This window comes from Breoghania corrubedonensis, assembly GCF_003053845.1.
GTDB lineage: Bacteria > Pseudomonadota > Alphaproteobacteria > Rhizobiales > Stappiaceae > Breoghania > Breoghania corrubedonensis.
Map to the genome: position 1 here is coordinate 41,102 of NZ_QAYG01000013.1, position 22,257 is coordinate 63,358.

A 22,257-nucleotide genomic window follows, 5' to 3' on the forward strand; every position below is an offset into this window, starting at 1 on the left:
GGGCCTCATTCGATATAGTGCGCCCAAATAAACCGCCCCATTGAGAAAGCGTTTTCCTTTCCCAAATAGGCGGCAGGCGCGTAAAGGAACGCGCAACACGATCAAGCGACCGCCAGCGAGGGATTGCCAGCCTGTCGCGCCGCCGCAACGGCCGCTCTCGCTCAACCGGCCGATAACTCACGGAGTGGCCACCGATGCTCAACAGCCTGGACCTTCCCGGCCGACCGGAGGATACGCGCGTCGTCGTCGCGATGTCCGGCGGTGTCGATTCCTCAGTCGTCGCTGGCCTTCTCAAGCGCCAGGGATACGATGTCGTCGGCGTGACGCTGCAGCTTTACGACCACGGCGAAGCGATCCACCGCAAGGGCGCCTGTTGCGCCGGACAGGACATCCACGATGCCCGGCGCGTCGCGGAGACCATCGGCATTCCCCATTACGTGCTTGATTACGAACAGCGCTTCCGCGAGGCGGTGATCGATCCCTTTGCCGCCAGCTATATCGCGGGTGAAACGCCAATTCCGTGCGTCGCGTGCAACCAGACGGTCAAGTTCCACGACCTGCTCGACACCGCGCGCGAGCTGGGCGCCGACGTTCTGGCGACCGGCCACTATGTTCGCACCCGTCCGCTCAACGGTCGGCGCGCGCTTTTCCGTCCCGTCGATCTGGAGCGCGACCAGAGCTATTTCCTGTTCGCGACCACGCCTGAGCAGCTCGAGTTCCTGCGCTTCCCTCTGGGCGGGCTGACGAAGCCCGAAACCCGCGAACTGGCCCGTGAACTGGGCCTGGAGATCGCCGACAAGCAGGACAGCCAGGATATCTGTTTCGTACCGACCGGGCGCTATTCCGACCTCATCAACAAGCTGAAGCCGGGAGCGGCGGAAAAGGGCGAGATCGTCCATGTGGATGGACGCGTCCTCGGCCATCACGAAGGCATCATCAACTACACGATCGGTCAGCGCCGGGGCATCGGCATTGCGGCCGGCGAGCCGCTTTATGTCGTCCATCTCGATGCGGACAACAGCCGCGTCATCGTTGGCCCGCGCGAGGCGCTGATGACCCACCGCATGCGGCTGCGCGAGGTCAACTGGCTGGGCGACGACGCGCTAGAGGCCTTGCCGGAAGGCGGACTGGAGATTTACGCCAAGGTGCGCTCCACGCGCCCGCCGCGCCCTGCCCGTTTGCTGCGCGAAGGCGATGACATCATCGTGGAGCTTGACGGCGGCGAACACGGCATCGCGCCTGGTCAGGCCTGCGTTTTCTATGACAGCGACGGTGATGCGGCCCGCGTTTTCGGCGGCGGCTGGATCGATCGTACAGAACGCGCCCGCGACGCGGAGAGCGCGTTTGCCGCACCAAACGACGTTCAGGCAGCGGCCGCCAACGGATGATGAGAAGCGAAACACTCCCCGACCGACTGCGCAAACTGCGCAAACGCATCCAGCGTCCCTTCAACGCGAAGGACGGCGGACTGGACGACGTTGCCGTACGCGCCGCTTACGCCCGCTGGGCTCCCATATATGACATGGTCTTCCGCGCTCCGCTCTACTGGGGGCGGCGCGTGGGCGTGAAACGCGTCAACGAGTTCTCCGGCACTGTTCTGGAAGCAGGCGTTGGTACGGGCATGGCGCTGCCCCACTATAGCAAGCACCTCAAGGTGACAGGCATCGACCTCTCCCAGGAAATGCTCGCCAAGGCCGAACGCCGGGTGCGCGGAGGCAAACTCGACAATGTCGATGGATTGCTCGCCATGGATGCGGGCAATCTCGCGTTCCCCGACAATCATTTCGACGTGACAATCGCCATGTACGTGATCACGGTCGTCCCGGATCCGGTGAAGGTGATGCTGGAACTCGAACGTGTGACCAGGCCGGGCGGCCATGTGATACTGGTCAATCACTTCTCCGCCGAAAAGGGCCTTCGCGCCATCGTCGAGCAATGGCTTGAGCGCTACGCCAGCCGGGTTGGCTGGAACCCGGTGTTTCCCAAGGCCAGAATCCTGGGCCGCACGCACCTGTTGCTGGAAGAGGACCAGTCGGTTCATCCCTTCGGCCTCTTCACCATGCTGACCTTTCGCAAGCCCCGGGCATGAGGCGATCCGAGGGGCCTCTCGTCGTCCTCGCAGCATGACGACGGCCGGTCCTCTCTTGCCGGCCGGTTCAGCATGCACGTGGCAGACCGACAACGCTGTAGCGGCACGAAAGAAAACGGTTCACCGCCACTCGAACCAGCCTTGCCACCAGCCTTCCCAAATGGGCTTGCATCGGATTGGAGCGGCAAATTGGCATGGCTGGCTGGCGAGCGGAAATGGTTCTCGTGAACAAGTGCAGTTCCCACCGACGTGATGCTTGACAGGCAAACCGCGCCTCCCCTATATGCACCCACGCTGCCGGTTCACCCGGCGGACATGATGCGCTTGGAGCAGCAAGAACTGCACTGACGCACCGGATGGCGGAGTAGCTCAGCTGGTTAGAGCAGCGGAATCATAATCCGCGTGTCGGGGGTTCAAGTCCCTCCTCCGCTACCAATTTCTTTCCATCAAAATTGACTGCGCACTTTCCCGACACATGATCCTTTAAAATGGGAAGAGCGTGACAACCACGCGTGTTCGATCAGACAACCGCACCTCGATTGATCCCGTCGAAAGCAGCTGTCAGCTTGTTGGTGCGTTTGAGATCAAAAACCTGCTCGTGCCCGCTCGGCGCGACATCGGTGGACGTTGCGGCCAACGGCTTGCCGCGCCTGAGCTTCTGAAGTCCGATATTGTCCTCGTGCTCCAGCAGAAAATGCCGCGCCTTGCGCTTGAACTTGACAAAATCGACCTCGCCGGCCGCGCCGAGTTTATCCTCGAAATTAGAGTAGACGGTCGCCTTGCGCTTCCTGTCGATGTGCGGGACAAGATCGCCTGTCATCGTTGAAGCGGTTCCAGATTTCGCGCTTCTGGTATTTTTCGACGGCGCGGCGCTTGGCGCGGACGATGAAGTTGTCGAGGTTCATGCGCGCGACGTAATCGATCAGGAATTCGAGCGCGTCGTCGCGGATCGTCGTCTCGTCGAGGGAACACGCTCTTGCGCCCCGCCGAGGCACTCATAAGGCTCGGCCCCTCGCTCATCTCGAGGCAGGCCTCCGTCGCCTGCTTCTCCTCGATCGCACGCACAAGGTCGAAGCGGGCCTGGAACAGGCGCTCGCTCAGCGACTTCGCCAACGCCCCTTCGGTGACGGCCGGGTTCTGGCCGAAGAATTCCTGATTCTGGCAGAAGTCGAAGACGTAGAAACAATCCGTTTCCTGCCCTGGTCCGAAAAGATCGGGACACTGACGCGTGACACGGCCGAGGATCTGCCAGAACTTCGTCTGGGAGCGGATCAGCTTGAAGAGGACGAGGTTCACCACCTCCGGCACGTCGATGCCGGTGTCCAGCATGTCGACCGAAATGGCAATATGCGGCGCTTTTCCGGAGGTCGAGAAATCGTCGATCGCGCTCTGGGCATACTCGGTCTTGAAGGTGATGACGCGGGCGAAGTGGCCGGCCAGCTTTGGATAGGCCGCGTTGAACCATTCCTTGATGAACTCCGCATGCGCCTGGTGCTTTGCGAAGGTGATCGTCTTGCCGCACCCATCGCCCGTCCGACCTCGTGGCCAGCGCGCCGCAAGCGTCGCGCCATCTGGCGATTGCCGTCATCGGCGCCGGCGTTTCGTCGGTCTCCGGCGCCGGCACATGGTATTGGGGCGAGCGGCTGATCCACAGCAGGCGACATTGCGCCGAAATCGGCACGCGGCGATGATCAGGTTCGGCCATCATCGTGTGGTGGAGGCCGATCTTGCCGGTCAACTCCGCAAGCGAACGGACGCTTCGGGGAGTACGTCAGACGGGCAACGACAGTTCGCTGACAGTTCTTGACGAGGCCGGAGTTTGACAAACTCCGTTACACTTTTTTCGAAGTCCGGAGCGGCCCGGCTTTGTATAGTCCCCCCATGGAAGCCACCGCACACATCCTCATCGTCGATGACCACCGGGATATTCGCGAGCTTGTCGGCAAGTTCCTGGTCAAGCATGGGCTGCGCGTCACCCAGGCCGCGAACGGTACAGAAATGTGGAAAGCGCTGGAAGACCACCGGATCGACCTCGTCGTGCTCGACCTGATGCTGCCCGGCGAAGATGGTCTCAGCCTTTGCAGACGGCTGCGCGGCGAACGGAACTACACGCCGGTAATCATGCTGACCGCCATGGGCGAAGAAACCGACCGGATCGTCGGGCTGGAAATGGGAGCCGACGATTATGTCCCGAAGCCATTCTCGTCGCGCGAGCTGCTGGCACGCATCAAGGCGGTCCTGCGCCGGATGCAGGCGGTTGCGGAAAATTCTACGGGGAGCGCGGGCGAAGAAGAGCGTTCGGTGGCGCTCTTCGCCGGCTGGACGCTCGATCTTTCAAGGCATGACCTGCACCGGCCTGATGGCGTCATTCTGCCGCTCAGCAAGGGCGAATACAGCCTGCTCGTCGCCTTCGTGGAACGGTCGAAGCGGGTCCTGACACGCGATCAGCTTCTCGATCTTGCCCGTGGCCGCTCGGCAGTTCCCTTCGACCGCAGCATCGACACGCAGGTCAGCCGGCTGCGCCGCAAGATGGAAGAAGACCCGGCAAACCCCATCCTGATCAAGACGGTTTGGGGCGACGGCTATATGTTCACCGCCGACGTCAGTTTTCAATGAGCGGCCGCAACTCCCGCTATCGGCTGCACTGGCCGCGCAGTATGGCCGGACAGACCATGCTGCTTCTGGTCGTGGGACTGATGCTGACACATGCCGTCAGCATGCTGTTCTACTCGTACGACCGCGACGTTTTGCTGGCAGCTGCCGGCGGACGCGAATTCGCCCACCGTGCCGCAGTCGTTGTCGAACTGATGACTGCGGTTCCTGCGCCGCAAAGAGTGCAACTGGCAAACGCCGCTGGGGCGACGGATCTCGATGTTTCGATCATACCGAAAGTCTCGTCCTCACGCGGGCATGAAGCGAACTGGCGCAGCAGCCTCATCCGCCAGCTGCTGGAGCACGAACTGCCGGGCCAGACCGGCCGCATCACGGTCCGGATACTCCCCGCCCGCACGGATGCCGCATCCGCGCCCTCCGTTGCCGGGGAAGCGGTTCGCAACCGGGTGCAGGCAATCATAGGTCTCGATGACGGCTCCTTTATCTCCATAACAGGCACCTTGCCCGAACACGGAACAGGCCTTTCCGGGGGCACCGTTGCTTCTGCTCTCTTCATGGGCGCAGCCGTGCTCGTGCTTTCGTTTTTCGCCGTGCGGCGAATGACCGAGCCGCTGCGCCGGCTCGCCCGCGCGGCGGACCGGCTGGGGCGGGACGTCGCCGCCCCGCCTCTCGACGAACGCGGCCCGGATGAAGTGCGGCGCGCCGCCCGCGCCTTCAACGAGATGCAATCGAGGTTGCGCCGGTATGTCGAGGATCGCACGCAGATGCTGGCAGCGATTTCCCACGACCTGCGTACCCCGATCACGCTCCTGCGCCTGCGGGCAGAATTGATCGAGGACGACGAGGAACGCGAAAAGACCCTCGTGACACTCGACGAGATGGAGGAGATGGTCCGCTCGACACTTGCCTTCGCACGCGAGGACGCCAAGGCCGAGCCGATGCAGCAGGTCGACCTGGGCGCACTGGTCCAGAGCCTTTGTGACGATCTGGCCGAGACGGGACAACCGGTCGAATGCACCGAGCCGCCTGCGGTTGTCGTCGCCTGTCGGGCACAGGCATTACGTCGTGCGGTGACGAACCTCATCGAGAATGCGGTGCGTTACGGTCACCGGGCGCACGTCACCGTCAAGACATCGGCCGATGCCGCGATTGTCCGCGTGGACGACGAGGGCCCGGGCATCCCGGGAGACCAGATCAGCGAGGTCTTCCGCCCCTTCTACCGGATCGAGGGATCGCGCGGACGGGCAACCGGCGGCGTGGGGCTGGGCCTCAGCATAGTCGCGAGCGTCGCATACGCGCATGGCGGGGACGTCCGCCTGGAGAACCGGCGGGAAGGCGGCTTGAGCGTCACGTTGCTCCTGCCCCGGTGAGACACGCCCCCTCTGTCACACACTGACACACTTTTCCTCTGCTCTGACAAAACCGCGTTTCACGATCCCTGTTTCATCATCCCATCGCTGAAGACCGCGGGAACGAATGCTCCTCGGTCGGCAAACGAACTGGGATCGAAGAAGATGGACTGGCTTTCGGGAAACTGGCTCTGGATCGCCCTTCTCGTTGCGGGATACGTCCTAGCAACGCGCCGCGGCGCAGGATGTTGCAAGACTGACCGGACATTCGCACAGCGCGGCCGGCATGCTGGGGATGCTGACCGGCGCCTTCGCGATGCGGACACGGACGTCGCGAACACGATCGATCCGGTCAGCAAACGGCCGCTGTCCGATATGGTCAGCGCCTCCTCCGTCTATGCCGGGCGCACATTCCATTTCGAGACCCCCGAAAACCGCGCGGCCTTCGAACACAATCCGAAGCGTTACGTGCGGTCTCCGCGTTGCGCGCTCCTGCCGCGGCCCCTGCAGCCAAGCCACCAAGCTTACTGAGAGGCTCGCCAACACGCCGGATGCCCCAATCAAGTTTCGCCCACGTCGTTTGCGGCGAGGAGCCGGCGGTTTTCCTCTGAAACGGAAACTTCGAAATGAAACAAACCTCTTGCAAGAACCCGAGCCACACACGTAACTGGCTGCTCGGCGGCCTCGGCGCGCTCGCAATCGCGGGCGTGGCGGCCGGAGTGATCTATCCCTCCATCGCGGCCAATGCCGCCGCCAACCCCCCGATCCCTGAAAGCGCGGCTCTATCAAATTGGAAGGAGAACGGCGCTGATGGACGCTATGTACTGCAGATGCTCGAAGGCAGCGCGCCAACCGGTGTCGTCACCGGAAAGGTCCTGAGCGACACGCAGTGCACACCGGACGAGCAGGGTATCAACCATTGCCACAACGAAATCAGCCTTCCCGACGGCACCACGATCACCGTGATCGACAATCACAGCATGATGGTCAATCGATGCCTGAACCCCGGCGACAGGCTCACCCTCGAGCAACTTGAGACCGGATGGATCGTCGGAACGCTTGCCAACCCGTCCCAGGGATAAGGCTTGCGCCGTATCTCGGGCGCACAACGGTCGCCGGGACCGGGACATACCCCGCCTTCTCCGCCCAGCGCTCCCGACTTCCCAATCTTCAAAAACAGGACCTAACCGATGAAAAAGATAATCGCTTTTCCCGTTGTTGTGCTCGTGTCCGGCCTCGGCCTGTTCGCGGCCCAGGCCCAGCAGGGCGGCATGGGGACAGGTCACGAGGATTCCCATCATCAAGGCAGCGGCATGATGAACGGCGGGATGACGAGCGGTGGCATGATGGGCAATGGCATGATGGGCGACGGCATGGGCCGGATGATGCTGGCCATGATGGATGCCGATGACGACGGCGCGTTGTCCATCGATGAGTTCCAGGCCGTCCATGCACGCATGTTCAAGATGGCGGATGCCGATGGAGACGGGAGAATATCCGCAGACGAACTCGGGGCGCTCTGCGGTGGCGCGGGCGGGTCCAGATCCGAGTGATCCGACCGTTTTGAAGAGCCGCAACCTGGTCATTGCGACCGGTTGCGGCTCAGCCGGTTTGAACAGCCCATGCGGGCGATGCGTCCGAGCGTGGCCCGGCTCGACAAGTCCGGGCCGAATTTCGCTGGATCAGTGGACCTTCACCTTCGCGGCGATCTCGGCAGCCCGGGCCCGCAACTGGCCGATGCTTTCTTCGCCAAGTCGGTCGTAGGCAAGCACCACCCCCATGCGGCGGTAAGGGCGAGTGGTTGGCTTGCCAAAAATGCGAAGATCCGACTGGCGGTAGGCGCAGGCCTCCTCGATACCGGAATAGTTCGGCTCGTCATCCTTTTCGGCCAGGATCACGGCGCTGGCGGCAGGATACCGTTGTTCGATCTCCGCAATCGGCAGCCCCAGAAGAGCGCGGGCATGCAATTCGAACTCGTTGAAGTTCTGCGTTCCGGCAAGCGTCACCATGCCCGTATCGTGCGGGCGCGGGCTGAGCTCGGAGAAATACACGGTGTCGTCGGACAGAAAGAACTCGATCCCCCAGATCCCCGCCCCGCCGAGGGCGGACGTGACCTTGACAGCCATATCGCGACATTCCTCGAGTTGCGCCGGATCCACGTGGCAGGGTTGCCAGCTCTCCTGATAGTCACCGCGCTCCTGCCGGTGACCGATCGGCGCGCAGAAGAGGGTCTCGCCCGCCTTCTGGGTGACGGTCAGGAGCGTGATCTCGGTGTGGAAGTCGATGAACCCCTCCACGATCATCTCGCGGATGTCGCCGCGTGCCCCTTCAAGCGCGTAGTCGAACGCGGATCGCATTTCGTCTTCGCTCCGAACCACGGACTGCCCCTTGCCGGAACTGGACATCAATGGTTTGACGACACAGGGCAGACCGACCGTCTCGATCACTGAGAGAAACTCCTCGTAGGTCGTCGCGTAGCCATAAGGCGCGGTTATCAGGTCCAGATCCTTCGCCGCCAGATCTCGAATGAGCTTGCGGTTCATGGTGAAATTCGCAGCCTTGGCGCTGGGGGTCACCTGAATGCCCTGCGCTTCGTAGGCATAGAAGCGGTCGGTGCGGATACTCTCGACCTCGGGCACGATGATGTCGGGAGCATGCCTGGCCACGGCGGCGTCGAGGCCGTCCGCATCGAGCATCGAGAAGACCTCGAACCCGTCCGCAACCTGCATTGCCGGCGCCCCGGCATAGGAGTCGCATGCGATCACGGTGTGACCGAGACGCTTCAGTGCGATGACGACCTCCCGTCCGAGTTCTCCCGAACCGAGCAACATGACCTTCTTCATCAAGTCTTTTCCCGCTTTTGGTTTTCGGCGACAGTTTGGTCGATCATGCCCCAAAGAGGCGCTAATCGGCGTGTCCGAGCGATGGAGGGCGCTTTCTCCGCACGCCAAGACTGGGCGATTCCCGTGAGGTTGGACAGGATCGGGCACGTTCTATCGACTTTCTCCTCCGCGAAACAGCCTCCATCATCGGGCGGAACGAGATCGTGTCTTCGAGACGTTGATCAGGCAACCTTCGCCATCAGCTGCTCAATGTGGGCCGGGGCGGCCGGCGTGATCCTTGCGGGGTTGAGCCGCTCGATCGCATAATAACCGCGGATGATGTGGTCCATGTTCACCGTCTCGGCGACGCCCGGAACGCGCAGGAAGCGTTCCATGTAGGCGGACAGGCGCGGATACTCGGCGATCTGCCGGCGGTTGACCTTGAAGAGACCATAGTAGGCCGCGTCGAAACGGATCAGCGACACGAAAGTCCGTATGTCGGTCTCGGTCAGCCGGTCACCGAAGAGAAAATCGTCGGTCAGCTGTTCCTCGAGTTCATCGAGCATGTCGAAGACCCCGGCGACGGCCTCTTCATAGGCTTCCTGCGACGAAGCGAAGCCCGCCTTGTACACGCCGTTGTTGAGCTTGTCGTAGATGCGCGGGTTGAGAGCATCGATTTCGCTGGCGAGCTCTTCAGGATAGAGCCGGAGATCGGACGGCACGAGGTGTTCGAAAGCGCTGTCGAACATGCGGACGATATCGGCACTTTCGTTGTTGACGATCACGCCGCGTTTTGTGTCCCAAAGGACGGGAACCGTGGCCCGACCGGTAAAGGCCGGGTCCGCGCGGGTATAGATTTCGTGCAGGTGGCGTGCGCCGAAGAGCGGATCTTCGTCCGCTCCCGCATAACCGCCAAACTGCCAGCCCTGCGTCGCCAGGGCAGGGTTCACTGCGGTCACCGGGATCAGGTCTTCAATCCCCTTCAGCTTGCGCGCGATGAGCGTGCGGGAAGCCCATGGGCAGATCAGCGCGACATAGAGCCGATAGCGGCCTGTCTCAGCCATGAAGCCGGCCCCGCCGGCAGGTCCCGCACTGCCGTCCGGCGTGATCCAGTCCCGGAAGCTCGAGACCTGGCGAACGAACCGCCCGTCCTCGTCCGCTTTTTGAACCGGCTGCCAGTCCTCCGTCCATCTGCCGTTCACAAGCATGGGGATCCTCCTTCAGGCTGCATGGAATACGAACGACCGCATGGAGACCGATCCCAGGTCGATGGCATCAGTCATGAACGTCAGTTCGTCGCGTTCGTCGGATGCGCCAGCAATGGTAAGGGCCGGCAGGTAATGGTCGACCGAGGGATGCGCCATGCGCAGCAGGTTTCCGAGCTTGGCTTCGTTCGAGAGCGTCGCGAAGTCGCGATCGGCAAGACGGTCGGCAAACAAGGTGTCGAACTCGAGCGCGAAGTCGTGCGGACGCCCGCCGGGGCGCATGGCACGCAGGTTGTGCACCACGTTGCCTGACCCGAGGGTCAACACGCCGCGGTCGCGCAGCCCTGACAGGGCTTTGCCAACCTCAAGCTGGTAGTCGAGCCCCTCGCTCATGTTGATCGAAACCTGGAAGACGGGCACGTCGGCGCCGGGATAGAGGAACTTCAGCACCGTCCAGGCACCGTGGTCCAGCCCCCAGGATTCGTCTCCCTGCGCATGATGGCTCGCCAGCAGCGACACCACTTCGCGCGCCAGTTCGGGTTCACCGGAAGCGGGATAGCTCTGCGCATGCAGTTCCGCCGGGAACCCATAGAAGTCGTGGATCGTGCGCGGCATGGCGGAAACGTCCACCAGCGTGGTGTCGCGGGTCATCCAGTGGGCGGAAACCACCAGGATCGCCCTGGGGCGCGGCAGTTGCCGACCCAGGTCCGACCACACGCGGCTGAAGGCAGTATCCTCGATAGCGTTCATCGGGCTGCCGTGGCCAAGGAACACAAGCGGCATCCGCTCGGACGGCGACAGGCGATCGCGCAGGTTGTTCAGGTCTTGTGCAGTACTCATGGCCATTTTCCCCAAAAGATCGGCGGGGCCGCCCGTTCCGACGGTCCCGGCAGGCTCATGCGTGGCGCCAGACAGGGGCGATTTCCGTGCCCTTGCCAAGGACATAACCGAACTGGATGTTCAGGAAGCCAAGCGGCTCGAGATAGCGGGCGTTCTTGAGCGGACCGGCATCGACTGCCTCGAGCCCCATATCGGTGGCAAGGCTCATCACCATTTTCTTAGCCGCGTCGTCGTCGGCCGCGACGAACGTCTGGATGGGAGCACCGCCGACCTTCATTCCGCCGGCGTAGTGCTGGGCGAAGATCGTGTTGAACCCCTTCACCACCGAAGCGCCGGGGAGCAGCTTTGCGATCTCTTCGGCGGCGGAACTGTCATGACCGACCTGCAGACCCGAGAAATCCTCGGTGATCGGGTTGGAGAGGTCGACGACCACCTTGCCCTTGAAGTCCGCCTTTCCGGCCAGCCCCGCGGCCGCCCCGTAGGGAGTGGCAAGGATCACCAGATCCGCACCGCGCACCGCGGCCGCGAGATCTGCGTCCCGAGCGTAGGCGGTGACATCGTGGGAGGTCTTGGCGATGGCCCCTGCGAGGCCGGAGCCGATGTTGCCGTTTCCGATGATTGCGATATTCATTGCTCTTGTCCTTTTCTCGCCGCCACCGGGCGGCCCGTGTTGTGTGAAGCGAAGTTAGGACTTGAGTGCCTTCTACAAAATGGCGAAGTTATAGAATTACTATCTTCTTTTTGTTCCTAATAGGCACACCATGGATATCGTTGATGAGCTCAGGGCCTTCGTCGCGACCGCCCAGGCGGGATCGTTCACGGCCGCGGCGGACCAGCTCGGGGTGTCGAACCGGCTGACATCGAAATACGTCGCCGAACTGGAGGCGCGCCTTGGTACGCGGCTGTTTCAGCGCACGACCCGCCGCGTCGGTCTGACGCCAGCCGGCGAGGATCTGCTCGCGCGCGCGCCCGCCCTGATCGACGATCTTGATGAGCTTCTTTCCGAGGTGGCGGAAAGTTCGCATGGGCTTTCCGGCGTGATCCGGATCTCCGCTCCCGTCACTTTCGGGGAGGTCTATGTCGGGGCGATGCTGGGCCGGTTCGCCCGTCTCAATCCCGGACTGACACTCGACCTGCGGCTGAACGACCGCTACGTCGATCTGGCGACGGAGGGCATCGACGTGGCCTTCCGGATGGGGGAGAGCGACATGCTTTCTCTCAAGGTGCGAAAGTTCGGCAGCTTTCGCACCGCGGTCGTGGCAAGCCCGGATTATCTCCAACGGAACGGCACACCGACCTCGCCGGACGAACTTGCAGAGCACAGTTGTATCGTGGATACGAACAGGCGCTCGCCCCGGCGTTGGGTGTTCAACCGCGACGGGGACGATGTCGTCGTCAATATCGAGGGAAAGATCCTCGTCAATTCGGCCCGCGCTGCCGCCGGATTGTCCACGGACGGCCTGGGCATCGCATATGCACCGCGCTTTGCCGTCCGCGACGGTCTGGCATCGGGCGCTCTCGTCCGGTTGATGGAGGGATACGAGAGCGAGAGCAATCCGCTCAGCGCCGTCTACCTTGAAGGTCGCGCCCTGCCGCGCAAAGTGCGGGCGTTAATCGACTTCGCGGCCGAAGATATCCGCTCCGCCGACATCCTGTGATGCGGAACGGGGCGCGCGCACGGGTGCACCCCGTGCAGAAGCTCTGGATCGTCCCTATCCCCGGCACCACCAAACGGCATCGGCTCTCCCGACATCGCCCTCACATCCGATGATCTCGCGACGATCAAGGCCTCCGTTGCGGAAATCCACGTCAAGGGCGAACGATACACCGAAGCGGGCCTTCGGACTGTCGGGCTCTGATCAGTCGCAGTATCACCGCCTTGAACGGTGAAAAGCGGATCGCTTTTTTTCAAGAAGTATCAAATGCACAGCTTCTCGACAAAACTTCGGCGTCGATCTGTTTGCTCGTCCTATAGAACACCTCCTGTTTCGTAAGGAGGTGCTCTCCATTTTTTCCAGGGAAGTCCCGAAGCCCTCATTGGCGAAGCACCGGAAGATGTCCGCAACGCACTTTTGTCTCTCGAAAAGCGGACCAGAGCTCAGGGGCAGAGCAGTGCGGTTCGAAGCGAACCGGGAAGTGACTTCAGCCAGCTCCAACCCGATGGCTTCAGGAACTGCCAACGAGGACGACCCGGACATGACAGCCGGCGTCGGTGGCAATAACCCGCGCATCGCCGTGATGCAGCCCGGAAATATCACGCACGATCGACAGTCCGAGCCCGCAGCCAATCGCACCTTCCGGAGCCACCCGATAGAAGCGGTCGAAAACCCGTTCCGCGGAGGCGGAGGGAATGCCCGGACCGTTGTCACGCACGTCCAGCTCGACATGCTCCGCCGCGAAAGTCAGGATCACCTCGATAACGGGCTGGACCGCGACACCATACCGCTCGGCATTCTCGAGCAGGTTGAGAAGCATCTCCCCCACGAGAACCGGATCTCCTGAAAAGCTCCGCGGCTCTCCGCGAAGCTGATAGGTGATCTCGATGCCTTTCGGCAGAACGCGCTCGGCGAAATGGCGGGTGATGTCCTGGACCGTGGCCTCCAGATCGAAGCGAACCGCCAGCCCCTTCAAGTCGCGCCCGCGCACCCGTTCCATCGAGAGTAGCTGATTGGTCAACCGCCCGGCGCGTCTGGCTGCGACCGCGACCTCCTCCACCCGCACTCTCAACGCCGTCTCATCCTTCGCCGTCAGCGCCGCCTCTGCCTGCGCCTGAATGCCGGCAATCGGCGTACGAACCTGGTGCGCGGCATCGGAAATGAAGGCATCGCGGATTTCGAACGCTCTCCTGAGCCGCTCGAACAGGGAATTCATCGCGGCAACGAGCGCTCCGATTTCCCGCGGCACCACCTGCTCGATCGGGCGCAGGTCGTTCGCGGTGCGCGACACGAGCGCCGCCTCCAGATCCTTGAGCGGTTTCAGGCCGCTTCGAATGCCGAACCAGACAAGCAGCCCGGCGACGGCGAGCAACCCGCCAAAATATACGGCGGTTTGTCCGAGCAGGCTCAGACTGAGATCCTGGCGCTGCCGGACGGTCTGCCACACCTCGACAGTCACCGTGCCACTCATCGGACGGTCGGTGACAACCTCCGTCATGAACAGTCCGCGAACGGTCTGACCGTGATAGACGGCATCGAAGTAGACGGGTTCACCCGGCGGCTTCGCACCGGCATTCGGCACATTCGGCGCATCCGACATGCCCGTCACATAGGCCCCTCCGGGACCGGTAATGCGGTAGAAGATCTGATCGCCCAACGTTTCCACAAGGGCGTTGAGCACGGCCCTCGTCAGCAGGTCCCCCTCGTTCGTGGTCACGTCACGCGAAATGGTGAGCGCGATCGTGTAGAGGGTATTGTCGTAGAGATCGCGAGAGAGTTTCGTGAACTGGCTGTAGCGGGCGACCGATGCCACGCAAGCAGCGACGAAGAGCGGAACGACGATGAAAACGAACAACCGGTTCTTGAGCGACCCCGTGTTCAAGCGCTTTCCCCATCCAGCATATAGCCGAGCCCGCGCGCCGTCCTGATCGCGACACCCGTGCCGTCGATCTTGCGGCGCAGCCGGGAGACGAGAAGGTCGATCGCGTTGTCCTCGATCTCCGCGCCCGTTCCGTAAAGGGTGTCCGATATGAGCGCGCGCGAGACGATGCGTCCGCGATGCTCGAGAAGGCATTCGAAAAGAGCGAGTTCACGCCTGGGAAGCTCGATCACCGTACCGCGGTGGAACAGCTCCCGGCGCCCCCGGTTGAATTTCAGCCCGCCCAGTTCTTCCCATTCGCTGCGCAGCACCGGCCTGCGGCGGGCGAGCGCACGCAGGCGCGCCACAAGTTCCGCCATTTCGAACGGCTTCACCAGATAGTCGTCGGCGCCGAGCTCCAGCCCCTGAACACGCTCGGAGGTCTTGCCGCGTGCCGTGAGGATGAGTATGGGCGTCGAGCAGCCTGCCCTGCGCAACGCACGGATCACCTCGAAACCGTTCTGACCGGGAAGGTTGATGTCTATGATGGCTACGTCCGCATCGGCGTCCTTGAGGAAAACCTCGCCTGCAAGACCGTCTTCGATCCAGTCGACACCGAAGCCGAGATCTTCGAGCGCGCCCCGAATGGCTCTGGCCAGGATCTCATTGTCCTCAAGTATCGCGATACGCATCAACTCGTCCCGTAACTCACCAGAAAGCAGGCCGGACAGAGGCGCCGAACCGCCACAGGCGGGTATCGGCAATTCATGTTCCGGTGTTATCCATACATATGCGACACTGATAAGCCAGTCTGGGGAGGCCAACACTGTGAATGCCACAAATGGTATGCGGCTTGCGACACTTGCACTCGCAGCCATTGTGACATTGTCCTGCACAGGAGACGGTGCGCGGGCCGGAACCAGCTTTGCGGGAAAGACGATCATATGGACCGTCCCCAACTCCCCTGGCGGCGGCTCTGGCCGGATCGCCCAGTTCCTTGCACCCTTTCTGACAAAGTACCTGCCGGGACACCCCACCATCTCGATTTCGTACCAGCCCGGAGGTGGTTCGATCCGTGGCGCCAACCAGTTCGCATCGCACGCCAAGTCCGACGGACTGCACCTGCTGATCACCACCGGCTCCACCCAGCTGCCATTCCTGCTCGGCGACCCGCGTGTGAAATACGACTACAAGGACTGGCGCATCATCATGGTGATGCCGACTGGCGGTGTCGTCTACACCACGCCAAGGCTCGGAATCCATGGTCCCTCCGACATTGCCAGGCTCGCGAACAAGCGGCTGATCTATGCCAATCAGGGCGCGACATCGCTTGATCTGATCCCCTTGCTGGCGTTCAGGCTGCTGGGGCTGAAAGTGGAGCATGTCTTCGGCTATCGCGCCCGCGCTGATGGCCGCCTCGCCTTCGAGCGCGGCGACGTGAACATCGACTACCAGACGACCCCCGCCTTTCTCAAAAGCGTCCGGCCGATGGTTGAAAGCGGAACGGCGATTCCCCTTTTCTCGTGGGGTGTCCTGGGCAAGGACGGCAAGCTTGAACGCGACCCCACCTTTCCCGACCTCCCGAATTTCGATGAGGTCTATGAGACGCTGAGAGGCAAAGCCCCCTCCGGGCCCGAATACGAAACCTACATGTCCATCTTCACCACCGAGTTCCTGGCGCAGAAGATGGTATTCGTCCCCAAGGACACGCCCGATGCGATCGTCGAGACCTACGAGGCCGCGCTCAAGGCGATAACGGAGGACCCCGATTACAAGGCTGAGGTCGCGAACGTTCTCGGCGACTACAGGCTGACCATCGGCAAGGAGGCGCAAGCGCTGTTTCACAGGGGCACGACGATCCGCCATGCGGACCGGAAAAGCATTACCCGCATTCTCTCAGACTACGGCGTGAACCTGAGCAAGTGACGCTGCGCGCCTGACAAAGGCGACAGGGCGACGGACCGGCAGACACTTGAGGCCTGCCGGCTCTGGGCTGTCAGCTTTGAAGCCGGAAGATGAAACTGGTGAGCCAGTCATCCAGAACCCCGGCGGGGACCGGAACATAGAAGACCGTCATGAACAGCACCGCGAAGACCACCGAGAAGGCCGCGGCACAGGCAAGAGCCAGCAGGATCCGTTTTTGGCCCAGCATGTAAAGCGACACGGCAATCGCCAGCGTCGTCGTGACGATGAACCCCAGCAAGCCCAGTAGCCACGGATAGGCAACCCAAAGGATCACGAACGCGAAAAGTCGCAGCCGCTCGGGGCCCGTGGCCGCAACCAGATGGGACACGTCGCCCGTCAGGACGGTCGGCTCGCGGCGTTGCGCGACGGCTGTGGCGATCATGTACAGCGTTCCCGCCAGCACCACCGTCACCAGCGTCAGCGGGTAGGTGCTGGCCATGCCGGAGATGCCCATGGCCTGCTCGCCGAGCACGAGCGCGAAGGCGGCAATCAACAGGAATGAAACCAGTCTGAAGACAAACATGCCGGACCTCCTCAAACTTCGGTCTGTTCGGGCATGCCGCGCCGCGAGGTTCCGCGAACGAGACGGAAGCCCAGCATGAGCACGGACACGGCCAGAAACACCACGGCGACAGGGCGCTGGAGCACCTCCCCCACGGAACTGTAGGAAGTGTTGAGAACAGCGATCTGCTGCTCGAACAACGGCCCGAGAATGACAGCCATCACCACCGGCAACAGCGAGATCCGCAGGGCCTGGAACCAGAGCGCGAAGGCGGTCGCGCCGAGCATGACGAACACATCGAACATGTTGTTCTGGATGGCGAAGGTCCCGAGGATCGAGAACACCGCGACGAAGGTCGCCAGAACGAATTTCGGGATCTTGAGAACGAAGGCGCAGTAGCGCGCCGCGAAGACGCCGAAGAAAAGCATGAAGATGTTGAGGATCAGGAAGCCCCAGAAGAAGCTGTAGATGAGGGTCGGCTGATTGGCGAAGAGCATCGGGCCCGGCTGCAGGCCATGCAGCGTCAGCGCGCCGATGAACACGGCCGCCGCGCCGGAGCCGGGAATACCCAGCGAAATGAGCGGGATCAGCGATCCGCCGACATTGGCGCTGATGGAGGTTTCCGATGCGATCAGCCCCGAGATCGATCCTTTGCCAAACTTCTCGTTGCGCTTGTTGAAGCGCTTTTCGAGCGCATAGGAAATGAACGGCGTCTCCACCGGTCCAAGTGCCGGCAGGATCCCCAGAAAGACCCCCGTCACGGCAGAACGCAGATAGGTGAAGATCCGGGTTGGCACCACGCGCAGCAATTCGCCATACGGCCTCTTGCCGTCGAAGATGATCTCGCCGCCCTTGTCGGGCTTCAACGAATTGAGTGCCAGGACCACGGCCTGGCTCATGCAGAAGAACCCGATCAGCACGGCGACGAGATTGAAGCCGGAATACAGTTCAACAACGCCAAATGTGAAACGCGGCGTGCCGATGACCGGGTCGATCCCGATCGTCACGATCAACAGGCCGACGAAACAGCCGAAAAGATTGGACGCGAGCGGCGTTTCCAGCATCACGATCACGATGGTGAAGCTGAAGATCAGCAACGCGCAATATTCCGGCGAGCCGAAGCTCAGCGCGAAAGAGGAGAGAATTGGTGTCAGGAACAGCACCGCGATGGCTGCCAGAATGCCGCCAATTCCCGAGCTTACGGCCGCCAGAGCGAGGGCGAAGGGCGCCTTGCCGGCCCGCGCCATGGCATGGCCCTCCCAACTCGTCACGATCGAGGCGGGTGTTCCGGGAATGTTGATGAGAATGGCAGAGATGCTGCCGCCGAATATGCCGCCGGAATAGATGCCACCGAGCATTATCATGCCGTGCTCGGGGCTCATGAGGAACGTCACCGGAACGAACAACGCGATGCCAAGCGTCGCCGTCAAGCCGGGGATGGCACCGAAGATGATGCCAATGATGACGCCGCCGATTTCTGCCGCCACGCTCTGGTAGGTGATGGCGTTCAGGAAACCTTCGAGCATTTTCCCTATCCTTTGATGCCAGGTCCTGTGGTCACTGAGGCCGGATTTCGCAAAGCCGGGCGCACGCGCTCACCGACAGACACCGCGCCGGCCATTGGCCGACACGGTGCCCCTCGTTCGCTTTCGTGAGATCGACGTCAGTGGGCGGCGTTCTGGAAATACTCGCTGACAGCCTCGAACGAGGCGTTGTAGCGCGCCTGTTCTTCTTCAGCGGTCAGGGGGATTAGCTCGATGCCGACTTTCTCGAAGGCCTCGCGCGTTTCCTCTTCCTTCAGCGTGTCATTGATGATCGAGGCAAGGTAGGCTTTGATCTCCGCGGGCACCTTCGGGCTGACGGCGACGAGACGGTCGGCGCCCCAGGTTCCCGACGGAATCTTCACGCCCAGATCCTTCATCGTCGGTGCGTCGGGCACCTGCGAGAGCGGCGTGTTGTCGGCAACCGCCAGCAACTTCATCTGCCCCGCGTCGATGAACTGAGCGACTTCGTCATAGTAGTTGGCAGCAATATCGACATTGCCGCCGAGAAGCGCCACGGCAGCAGGTTTGCCGCCCTGGAACGGCACGATGGTGAACTTCACACCAAGCTGCTTTTCGAGGATACGGGTGGCGATATCGAAGGCACCATTGGGAATGACGCCGACCTTCAGTTCGCCCGGATGCTCCTTGGCGTAGGCGATCACTTCCTTGAAGCTCTTGCCGGCGATCTTCGACTTGGTTCCGGATAGCCAGATGGCGGGAGCGAAGGTGATGCCTGCAAGAGGCTCCAGATCGCCCTTCACGAAGGGGGCCCGGCCCTGAACAACGCTGATCGCCATTGTCGGATTGGCGAGCACGCCGACCGTGTAGCCGTCAGCCTTCGCCTGCTTGGCGACATAGGAATTGCCGATGGTGCTGCCGCCGCCCGCGCGGTTTTCCACGCGGAACTGCAGCCCGGTCGTGCGCTCAAGTTGGGCAGCCAGTGTGCGCGCCGTCAGGTCGACGCCACCGCCGGCCGGATAGGGAACGACAAGATTGATGGGGCGAGTCGGATAGTTGGCCGGCTTGTCCGCCGCCGACGCGCCCACGGCGCTGGCGATGGTGAAAAGCACGGCTGCGCCGGTCACGGCGACTGATTTGAACGTCATCACAGATCAACCTCCCAATTATTGCTTGATTCCAACAGGCAGCGCTGGCTCCTCCAGTCGGCTTCACTCAATCGGCCACAAGGCTGAAAGCGCGGTGCCTGCTCGGGCCCACACAATAAGGTTGATCACCTGTCCAAAACCTGTCCGCCCTCCCGCCATTGACGAAGGGGCGCCGTGCCGCACCCGGCAACCCCAATCGTCAAGCTCGGCCGGGACCTGTCCCGGCATTCCGGACTACCTCACATGTTTACGCCGAGGCGACAAAGGGACACGAACGGGATCAGAGAGGGCGAAACCGCTCGGCGAGCATCGCCGGACCAAAAGTCGCCGGTATGGATCGTCACCTGCCGACAGCGGTTCGCCGTTTAAACGCCGGGTTGAGGCGGAATCTTCTGTCGTATCAACTGTCGAACCCGGCGAACCGCCGGCGAAGGTTCGATTCCACGCAAATAAATCAACGAATACGGAACCACAGCCATGTCCTCCCCGGCTTCGAGGCAGCGAATGCGACCTCCGAAAGCGTTTTGGGATGCATAGAAATTGGCCGCGGATCGAGCGATCGGGGCGATCGCGTTGGTCTCGCAGATGATCGCCAGCGTCAGCAGCATCGAGGATGTACTCAGGATGCGCTCCGGCGGCCGGTAGCCGTTGCGCAGCAGATAGGCTTCCACGGTGCGGCGCAGCAACCCGTCCTCCGGCTGCATCACCCAGTCATAGGCCAGGCAATCGGCCATGGACGGATCGGGGCGGCGCGACAGCGGATGCTCCAGCCGGGCGATGAGCGAGACCGGCTCCGGCCCGATCTCGTCGAGCGCGACGGTGCGCGCCTCCATGCCGTCGGGAACCCGGCCGATATAGAAATCGAGATCGCCGGCGAGAAGCGCGTCGCCGAGCTTGTTGCTGGTGTCGACCAGCACCGAAAGCTCGATTTCGGGATAGGTCACGCGCAATTCGCGGATCACCGGCAGCACCAGCTGCACCGCCGGCCCGGTCACGCTGCCGATGCGCACCGTGCCGCGCTCGCCGCTCTCGATGGCCGCGATCTCGTGCTGCACCGCATCGAGGCCGCGCAGGGTCTGGCGCGCCCGTTCCGCCAGCGCCGTGCCGGCCGGCGTCAGGGTCACGCCGCGGGCATGGCGGCTGTAGAGACGGGCGCCGACCGCCCTTTCCAGATCCGACAGCAGACGCGAGGCGGCCGGCTGGGTCATCGCCACCTGCACGGCGGCGGCCGAGACCTGGCGGGTTTCCGACAGGGCCAGCAGCAGCCGCAGCTGCGACAGCCGCAACCCGCGCCGGATCAACTCGTCGCGAACGACGAAACCGCCTTTCGCCGAAGAGGTCGTATCCATCTACGATATTCCAAAAAGAGTATAACTAAATCCGGAATGCGTATTTGATTGTTATAGCGGCGAGGCGCAACGTGCAACGGTCACGGGTTCCGGAGGGGAATCCATGAAAAGAATCCGGCGCACCGCAGCCAATGCGGAACAGTCGGGACCGGGAGGGAAAAATGCATTTGACCAGACGCGCCTTCGGTGCGGCCGCTATTTCGATTTCCATTGCGCTTGCCGCCCCTGCCATTGCGCAGGACAAGGGATATGTCGGCATCGCCATGCCCACCAAGTCGTCCGCCCGCTGGATCGACGACGGCAACAACATGGTGAAGCAGTTTCAGGCGGCCGGTTACACCACCGACCTGCAATATGCCGAGGACGACATCCCCAACCAGCTCGCCCAGATCGAGAACATGATCACCAAGGGCGTGGACGTTCTCGTCATCGCCGCGATCGACGGCACCACGCTGACGAGCGCGCTGGCGAACGCCGCCGCCGCCGATATCAAGATCGTCGCCTATGACCGGCTGATCCGCGACAGCAGCGATGTCGACTACTACGCCACCTTCGACAATTTCAAGGTCGGCGTGCAGCAGGCCGAAACGCTTGTGGCGGGGCTGAAGGAACGGTTTCCCGACACCAAGCCGTGGAACGTCGAGCTGTTCGGCGGCAGCCCCGACGACAACAACGCCTACTTCTTCTACAACGGCGCCATGTCGGTGCTGCAGCCGATGATCGACGAGGGCCGGATCGCCATTCCCTCGGGACAGCGCGGCATGGATAAGGTCGGCACGCTGCGCTGGGACGGCTCGGTCGCCCAGGCGCGGATGGACAATCTGCTGTCGGCCTACTACACCGACCGGAAGGTCAACGGGGTGCTTTCGCCCTATGACGGCCTTTCCATCGGCATCATCTCCTCGCTGCAGGGCGTCGGCTACGGCTCGGGCGACATGAAGATGCCGATCATCACCGGCCAGGATGCGGAAATACCCTCCGTCAAGGCGATCCTGCGCGGCGCGCAATACTCCACCATCTTCAAGGATACTCGCGAACTCGCCCGCGTGACCGTGGGCATGGTGAACGCGCTGCTCAGCGGCGGCCAGCCGGAGATCAACGACACCAAGACCTACGACAACGGCGTGAAGGTCGTGCCCTCCTACCTGCTGGAACCGGTCCCGGTGACGGCGAAGAACTGGGAGAGCGTGCTGATCGAGAGCGGCTACTACAAACGAGACCAGATCAAGTAGCACCGCCGCCGTCCATCCGCGAAAGGCGCCGGCAAAGTCGCCTGCGCGGGCCGGAGCGGTTCGCAGGTCGTCGTCTCGGTTTTTTCCGAAGTCGACAGCCGCCGGGGCTGGCCATGTGCCGGCCCCCC

Annotated in this window: 21 protein-coding genes and 1 tRNA gene; 10 read left to right on the forward strand and 12 right to left on the reverse strand. The window is 62.4% G+C overall.

Translation table 11 applies throughout. The annotated features are described in order from the left end of the window. Window positions 1–194 precede the first annotated feature (194 nt). From mnmA to C8N35_RS21870, 3 genes are all read left to right on the forward strand, one after another. Window positions 195–1,388 carry a tRNA 2-thiouridine(34) synthase MnmA gene (gene mnmA, locus C8N35_RS21860; RefSeq protein WP_107991870.1) on the forward strand — a complete coding sequence of 398 codons (1,194 nt, stop codon included), beginning with the start codon at window positions 195–197 and terminating at the stop codon, window positions 1,386–1,388. Then, the gene (locus C8N35_RS21865) at window positions 1,385–2,089 is read left to right on the forward strand and encodes a class I SAM-dependent methyltransferase (RefSeq protein WP_107991871.1); all 705 of its coding nucleotides are present in this window, start codon (window positions 1,385–1,387) and stop codon (window positions 2,087–2,089) included. Before mnmA ends, C8N35_RS21865 begins: the two co-directional genes overlap by 4 nt. A 358-nt stretch (window positions 2,090–2,447) precedes the next feature. Beyond that, a tRNA-Met gene (locus C8N35_RS21870) sits at window positions 2,448–2,524 on the forward strand. 85 nt (window positions 2,525–2,609) lie between these two features. Here the strand turns inward: C8N35_RS21870 and C8N35_RS24305 are convergent. Then, on the reverse strand, window positions 2,610–2,909 hold the full coding sequence (locus C8N35_RS24305) for a hypothetical protein (RefSeq protein ID WP_107991872.1): 300 nt from the start codon (window positions 2,907–2,909) through the stop codon (window positions 2,610–2,612). After that, a complete protein-coding gene (locus C8N35_RS23980; protein ID WP_107991873.1) occupies window positions 2,906–3,598 on the reverse strand; it encodes a helicase-related protein in 693 nt (230 codons plus the stop codon). Before C8N35_RS23980 ends, C8N35_RS24305 begins: the two co-directional genes overlap by 4 nt. 372 nt (window positions 3,599–3,970) lie before the next feature. Between C8N35_RS23980 and C8N35_RS21885 the strand changes: the two genes are divergently transcribed. The 4 genes from C8N35_RS21885 (at window position 3,971) to C8N35_RS21905 (ending at window position 7,604) form a co-directional block, all read left to right on the forward strand. Beyond that, a complete protein-coding gene (locus C8N35_RS21885; RefSeq protein ID WP_107991874.1) occupies window positions 3,971–4,705 on the forward strand; it encodes a response regulator in 735 nt (244 codons plus the stop codon). Further along, window positions 4,702–6,072, forward strand: coding sequence for an ATP-binding protein (locus C8N35_RS21890; RefSeq protein ID WP_210203641.1), 1,371 nt, complete (start codon window positions 4,702–4,704; stop codon window positions 6,070–6,072). The genes C8N35_RS21885 and C8N35_RS21890 overlap by 4 nt, the downstream gene beginning before the upstream one ends. A 605-nt stretch (window positions 6,073–6,677) precedes the next feature. Further along, window positions 6,678–7,133 (forward strand): hypothetical protein, encoded by a 456-nt coding sequence (locus C8N35_RS21900; protein ID WP_107991876.1) that lies wholly within the window; start codon window positions 6,678–6,680, stop codon window positions 7,131–7,133. A 108-nt stretch (window positions 7,134–7,241) separates the two neighbouring features. After that, on the forward strand, window positions 7,242–7,604 hold the full coding sequence (locus C8N35_RS21905; RefSeq protein WP_107991877.1) for an EF-hand domain-containing protein: 363 nt from the start codon (window positions 7,242–7,244) through the stop codon (window positions 7,602–7,604). Between the two features lie 129 nt (window positions 7,605–7,733). Here C8N35_RS21905 and purT read toward each other — a convergent pair whose 3' ends face one another. The 4 genes from purT to C8N35_RS21925 all read right to left on the reverse strand — a co-directional run bounded on the left by purT (window position 7,734) and on the right by C8N35_RS21925 (window position 11,549). After that, on the reverse strand, window positions 7,734–8,894 hold the full coding sequence (gene purT / locus C8N35_RS21910; protein ID WP_210203642.1) for a formate-dependent phosphoribosylglycinamide formyltransferase: 1,161 nt from the start codon (window positions 8,892–8,894) through the stop codon (window positions 7,734–7,736). Between the two features lie 221 nt (window positions 8,895–9,115). Then, window positions 9,116–10,081, reverse strand: coding sequence for a glutathione S-transferase family protein (locus tag C8N35_RS21915; protein WP_107991879.1), 966 nt, complete (start codon window positions 10,079–10,081; stop codon window positions 9,116–9,118). Window positions 10,082–10,093: 12 nt separating this feature from the next. Then, complete coding sequence (ygiD, locus tag C8N35_RS21920; RefSeq protein WP_107991880.1) at window positions 10,094–10,918, reverse strand: 4,5-DOPA-extradiol-dioxygenase; 825 nt, start codon at window positions 10,916–10,918, stop codon at window positions 10,094–10,096. Between the two features lie 55 nt (window positions 10,919–10,973). Continuing rightward, complete coding sequence (locus C8N35_RS21925; RefSeq protein WP_107991881.1) at window positions 10,974–11,549, reverse strand: NADPH-dependent F420 reductase; 576 nt, start codon at window positions 11,547–11,549, stop codon at window positions 10,974–10,976. A 130-nt stretch (window positions 11,550–11,679) separates the two neighbouring features. On the opposite strand from C8N35_RS21925, the gene C8N35_RS21930 reads away from it, so the two are divergent. Beyond that, a complete protein-coding gene (locus tag C8N35_RS21930; protein ID WP_107991882.1) occupies window positions 11,680–12,576 on the forward strand; it encodes a LysR family transcriptional regulator in 897 nt (298 codons plus the stop codon). A gap of 508 nt (window positions 12,577–13,084) precedes the next feature. On the opposite strand, the gene C8N35_RS21940 is transcribed toward C8N35_RS21930, so the two are convergent. Beyond that, window positions 13,085–14,455 (reverse strand): sensor histidine kinase, encoded by a 1,371-nt coding sequence (locus tag C8N35_RS21940; protein WP_107991883.1) that lies wholly within the window; start codon window positions 14,453–14,455, stop codon window positions 13,085–13,087. Further along, window positions 14,452–15,123 carry a response regulator transcription factor gene (locus C8N35_RS21945; RefSeq protein WP_107991884.1) on the reverse strand — a complete coding sequence of 224 codons (672 nt, stop codon included), beginning with the start codon at window positions 15,121–15,123 and terminating at the stop codon, window positions 14,452–14,454. The genes C8N35_RS21940 and C8N35_RS21945 overlap by 4 nt, the downstream gene beginning before the upstream one ends. 136 nt (window positions 15,124–15,259) lie before the next feature. Here C8N35_RS21945 and C8N35_RS21950 point away from each other — a divergent pair, with 136 nt between their 5' ends. Next, window positions 15,260–16,357, forward strand: a complete 1,098-nt coding sequence (locus C8N35_RS21950; protein WP_245926936.1) for a Bug family tripartite tricarboxylate transporter substrate binding protein — start codon at window positions 15,260–15,262, stop codon at window positions 16,355–16,357. A gap of 70 nt (window positions 16,358–16,427) precedes the next feature. Here C8N35_RS21950 and C8N35_RS21955 read toward each other — a convergent pair whose 3' ends face one another. From C8N35_RS21955 to C8N35_RS21970, 4 genes are all read right to left on the reverse strand, one after another. After that, window positions 16,428–16,919, reverse strand: coding sequence for a tripartite tricarboxylate transporter TctB family protein (locus C8N35_RS21955; protein ID WP_107991886.1), 492 nt, complete (start codon window positions 16,917–16,919; stop codon window positions 16,428–16,430). 11 nt (window positions 16,920–16,930) lie between these two features. Beyond that, window positions 16,931–18,424: a tripartite tricarboxylate transporter permease gene (locus C8N35_RS21960; protein ID WP_107991887.1), complete on the reverse strand. Its 1,494-nt coding sequence runs from the start codon at window positions 18,422–18,424 to the stop codon at window positions 16,931–16,933. Window positions 18,425–18,561: 137 nt separating this feature from the next. Then, a complete protein-coding gene (locus tag C8N35_RS21965; RefSeq protein WP_107991888.1) occupies window positions 18,562–19,548 on the reverse strand; it encodes a Bug family tripartite tricarboxylate transporter substrate binding protein in 987 nt (328 codons plus the stop codon). Window positions 19,549–19,913: 365 nt separating this feature from the next. Then, a complete protein-coding gene (locus tag C8N35_RS21970) occupies window positions 19,914–20,897 on the reverse strand; it encodes a LysR family transcriptional regulator (RefSeq protein ID WP_107991889.1) in 984 nt (327 codons plus the stop codon). 161 nt (window positions 20,898–21,058) lie between these two features. Here C8N35_RS21970 and chvE point away from each other — a divergent pair, with 161 nt between their 5' ends. Beyond that, window positions 21,059–22,129, forward strand: coding sequence for a multiple monosaccharide ABC transporter substrate-binding protein (gene chvE / locus C8N35_RS21975; RefSeq protein ID WP_107991890.1), 1,071 nt, complete (start codon window positions 21,059–21,061; stop codon window positions 22,127–22,129). The last annotated feature ends 128 nt before the right edge of the window (window positions 22,130–22,257 follow it).

Bases quoted from the DNA above. Each gene is read 5' to 3' on its own strand.
- C8N35_RS21965 (WP_107991888.1), bottom strand. From the start codon at position 19,548: ATGACGTTCAAATCAGTCGCCGTGACCGGCGCAGCCGTGCTTTTCACC.
- C8N35_RS21885 (WP_107991874.1), top strand. From the start codon at position 3,971: ATGGAAGCCACCGCACACATCCTCATCGTCGATGACCACCGGGATATT.
- C8N35_RS21945 (WP_107991884.1), bottom strand. From the start codon at position 15,123: ATGCGTATCGCGATACTTGAGGACAATGAGATCCTGGCCAGAGCCATT.
- C8N35_RS21905 (WP_107991877.1), top strand. From the start codon at position 7,242: ATGAAAAAGATAATCGCTTTTCCCGTTGTTGTGCTCGTGTCCGGCCTC.
- purT (WP_210203642.1), bottom strand. From the start codon at position 8,894: ATGAAGAAGGTCATGTTGCTCGGTTCGGGAGAACTCGGACGGGAGGTC.
- C8N35_RS21915 (WP_107991879.1), bottom strand. From the start codon at position 10,081: ATGCTTGTGAACGGCAGATGGACGGAGGACTGGCAGCCGGTTCAAAAA.
- C8N35_RS21865 (WP_107991871.1), top strand. From the start codon at position 1,385: ATGATGAGAAGCGAAACACTCCCCGACCGACTGCGCAAACTGCGCAAA.
- C8N35_RS21890 (WP_210203641.1), top strand. From the start codon at position 4,702: ATGAGCGGCCGCAACTCCCGCTATCGGCTGCACTGGCCGCGCAGTATG.
- mnmA (WP_107991870.1), top strand. From the start codon at position 195: ATGCTCAACAGCCTGGACCTTCCCGGCCGACCGGAGGATACGCGCGTC.
- C8N35_RS21970 (WP_107991889.1), bottom strand. From the start codon at position 20,897: ATGGATACGACCTCTTCGGCGAAAGGCGGTTTCGTCGTTCGCGACGAG.
- C8N35_RS21960 (WP_107991887.1), bottom strand. From the start codon at position 18,424: ATGCTCGAAGGTTTCCTGAACGCCATCACCTACCAGAGCGTGGCGGCA.
- C8N35_RS21955 (WP_107991886.1), bottom strand. From the start codon at position 16,919: ATGTTTGTCTTCAGACTGGTTTCATTCCTGTTGATTGCCGCCTTCGCG.
- chvE (WP_107991890.1), top strand. From the start codon at position 21,059: ATGCATTTGACCAGACGCGCCTTCGGTGCGGCCGCTATTTCGATTTCC.
- ygiD (WP_107991880.1), bottom strand. From the start codon at position 10,918: ATGAGTACTGCACAAGACCTGAACAACCTGCGCGATCGCCTGTCGCCG.
- C8N35_RS21925 (WP_107991881.1), bottom strand. From the start codon at position 11,549: ATGAATATCGCAATCATCGGAAACGGCAACATCGGCTCCGGCCTCGCA.
- C8N35_RS21930 (WP_107991882.1), top strand. From the start codon at position 11,680: ATGGATATCGTTGATGAGCTCAGGGCCTTCGTCGCGACCGCCCAGGCG.
- C8N35_RS24305 (WP_107991872.1), bottom strand. From the start codon at position 2,909: ATGACAGGCGATCTTGTCCCGCACATCGACAGGAAGCGCAAGGCGACC.
- C8N35_RS21900 (WP_107991876.1), top strand. From the start codon at position 6,678: ATGAAACAAACCTCTTGCAAGAACCCGAGCCACACACGTAACTGGCTG.